Annotated in this window: 3 protein-coding genes; all 3 read right to left on the reverse strand. The window is 62.9% G+C overall.

What is annotated here, in order from left to right:
* On the reverse strand, positions 1-1,137 hold a 1,137-nt coding region (locus tag EN750_RS26510), incomplete at its 3' end, for an ABC transporter ATP-binding protein (protein ID WP_145967927.1).
* Between the two features lie 277 nt (positions 1,138-1,414).
* Positions 1,415-1,837 (reverse strand): hypothetical protein, encoded by a 423-nt coding sequence (locus EN750_RS26515; protein WP_127270176.1) that lies wholly within the window; start codon positions 1,835-1,837, stop codon positions 1,415-1,417.
* Positions 1,838-2,093: 256 nt separating this feature from the next.
* The coding region (locus tag EN750_RS26520; RefSeq protein ID WP_145967928.1) for an oligopeptide/dipeptide ABC transporter ATP-binding protein at positions 2,094-3,019 on the reverse strand (926 nt) is incomplete at its 5' end.

A 3,019-nucleotide genomic window follows, 5' to 3' on the forward strand; every position in this document is an offset into this window, starting at 1 on the left:
CTCATAGCGAAAGCCGACATTGTCGAAGCGCAGCACGCCGTCGCTGACGACGAGATCCCTGGCGCCGGGCGCGTCCTCGATGTCGAGTTCGGCGTCGAGCAGTTCGAACAGGCGGGTGCCGCAGGTCGAGGCGCGGGCGAAGGAATTGACCATCAGCCCGAGCTGGCGCACCGGCATCTGCAGGATGGTCATGAAGGTGAGGAACTGCGCCAGCGTGCCGACGCTGATCTGGCCTGCGATCACCTTCTGACCGCCGAACCACAGGACCAGCCCCATGGCAGCCAGGAACGAGAAGTTCATGGCGCTGGTGTTGGCGACGCGGATGTCGACGCGCTGATTGGCGAGGTCCAGTGCATCGCGCTTGGCGCGATCGAATTTTTCCAGCTCATGCCGCTGCGCTGCGAAAGCGCGCACGACACGGATACCGCCGAGGTTCTCATCCATCACCCGGCTCAGCACCGAGAGGCGCTCCTGCAACGTCAGCCAGGTGCTGCGCAGTTTGAGCTGGGTGACCGAGGACCGCCAGGCGACGAAGGGCACGAAACTCAGGCTGAGCAGCCCGAGCATGGGATCGGTGCTGATCAGGAGATAGGCGCCGACGCCGATCAGCACGCCGAGCAGCACCACGCGCAAAATGCCAGTGGAAAAGAACATGCGCACGCCGTCGAGATCGAGCAGGCCGAGCGTGATGAGATCGCCGGTGTGGACCCTGTCGTGGTAGGCGAAGCTCAGGCGCTGGATCTTCTCGTAGAAAGCCAGGCGCAGTTCATAGCCGGTGCGGTGGCCGACGGCCTCGCCATAGTAGTTCTGCGCCATTGTGAAGAGGCCGCGCAGGATCGAGACGACGAGCAGCGTCAGCGCCGTATTCCACAGCGCCTGTTCCGCGGCAGCGCCGGCACCCGCGGCCATCACACCTTGCGCCTGGTCGATGGCGCGGCCCAGCAGGCGGGGAATGAAAAGCTGCAAGGTCGCGGCAATAAAGGTCGAGACGATGGTGATGGCGACCTGCCAGGGATGGCGCAGCGTCATGCGCACGATGCGGAGCAAGGTGCTGAGGCCCTTGCCCCAGGAGGCTTCCGCCACATGGGCAAACGATTTGCCGCGCTCCGGCGCGCCGCCGATTGCTTGCGTGTTCAAGGGAAATATCCAAACCAATCCGGAGGTTAGTCCGGACTAATAAAGCAGACTCAATTCAGATGGCGCGATGTTACGCGTGTCCGACTTGGTCGTTCAAGAGCCAATTCCGGTATCGCACTGTGCCTGAACGGAAAGCGAGCATGCGACTGCGATCCGGCTGGCACCAGCGACGGAATCTTCTTGCTGAAGGGCGTTGGCCGGACGAGGCCAGCATCCGGCTGTACGCAAGCGACGGCCGGACGGCGTGCGATCTTCCATCCGGCCGGAATCCGGTCTGCTAGGCAGGTATCAGGACGGCGATACGATGGACGCCGACCTCCTTGCTTGTGTTCGTCGCCTCGTCGGTCTTGCCCTTGGCGCAGGTGTACATGTCGCCTTCCTTGAGCTTGAATTCCTTGTCGGCTTTCTTGATCGTGAATGCGCCTGAAGTAATGGTGCAGACCATGTCATTGTCCATCACCATCTGAGGCGCGTGTGCGCCGGGCTGGAACACCACGTCGACGACTGCGATGCTCTTGTAGGCGGGAATGTCGGAGTCGCCGGTGCTGACCTCAACCACCCTGACACCGGGCGCAATCTCCTTGCCTTCCTTCGGGCCGTATTTCTTGACCTTCGCGGACGCCGCCAGGGTGAACAGAGGCGTTATCGCGGCAGCCGTCACACCGAGAGCAATTGCAGACCTGCGATTTATGGTTTTCATTGCATCCTCCCACATGTTCGTCACGAACGAATGTGCATGACCACAATATATTAGCATGAACGAATATATTTGTATGCGAGGAAACACCCAGGCCCAGCGCGGGCACCAGGAACTCCGGGCTTCCAGTGTCGGCAAATCAGCACGCCATGACAATGTTGCACCGCCTCGCCAGCCGTCGGAGAGGTTCCATGCATCGGACGACCTGCCTGCCGCTGAAACCGAGTTGCTGCGGACCTTCGGACTGCTGTTGAGCCGCTCAAAAACCCTGGCCGTGCCGCCAGCAGGCGATCCGGTGGCCAGCCGCAACCTCTATGGCTGATGGTTCTGCCTTTCTGCAGTCGGGCAGGACCAGGGGGCAGCGATCGGCGAAGGCGCATCCGGTGTTCGGGACACCGGTGGCCTCGATCTCGGCTGGAGCGGATAGTTTCGGCTCGGCCTCATCGGAAGATGCCGCCAGAAGTAGTGCCGTATAGGGGTGGTTGGGGCCGCGAAAAATCTGGTCGGATGTGCCGGTTTCGACCAGGCGTCCGCGATAGAGCACGCCGATCCTGTCGGCCATGTAGCGCACCACCCTGAGGTCGTGGCTGATGAACAGATAGGTCGTGTCCTTGTCGTGCTGCAGGTCGTTGAGCAGGTTGAGAACGGTCGCCTGGACGGAGACGTCGAGCGCGGAGGTCGGTTCATCGAGCACGACGACCTTCGGCACGCCGGCGAAGGCGCGCGCGATGGCGACGCGCTGCTTCAGGCCGCCAGAGAGCTGGCGCGGCTTGACGGCAAGATGGCGGTCGGAGAGCCGGACCGAGCGGACAAGGTCATTGAGGCGCGACTCCAGCGCTTTGCCGGAGAGGCCGGCCAGCCGCTTCAGTGCCCGGCCGATCAGATGGCGGATCGAATGCGAGCGGTTGAGAGCCGAATCCGGGTTCTGGAAGACGATCTGCATCGCCTTGATCTGGTCGTCGCTGCGGTTCTCCAGTCGTGGCGCCAGCGCCTTGCCCTCGAGTTCGATGGTGCCGCCTTCATCGGGCGGCACCAGGCCGAGCAGCAGCCTGGCGAAGGTCGTCTTGCCGCTGCCGGATTCGCCGACCAGCCCGAGCGTCTCGCCGGGCCGCAAATCGAGCGAGACATCCTTGACGGCGCGCAGTGCATGGCCATGGCTGGCATAGGTCTTGTTCAGCCCGGCGA

This window comes from Mesorhizobium sp. M7A.F.Ca.ET.027.03.2.1, from assembly GCF_003999175.1.
Lineage (GTDB): Bacteria > Pseudomonadota > Alphaproteobacteria > Rhizobiales > Rhizobiaceae > Mesorhizobium.

What these genes read in the sequence shown, in the direction of transcription:
- EN750_RS26515 (WP_127270176.1), bottom strand. Translation starts at nt 1,837, where the DNA reads ATGAAAACCATAAATCGCAGGTCTGCAATTGCTCTCGGTGTGACGGCT.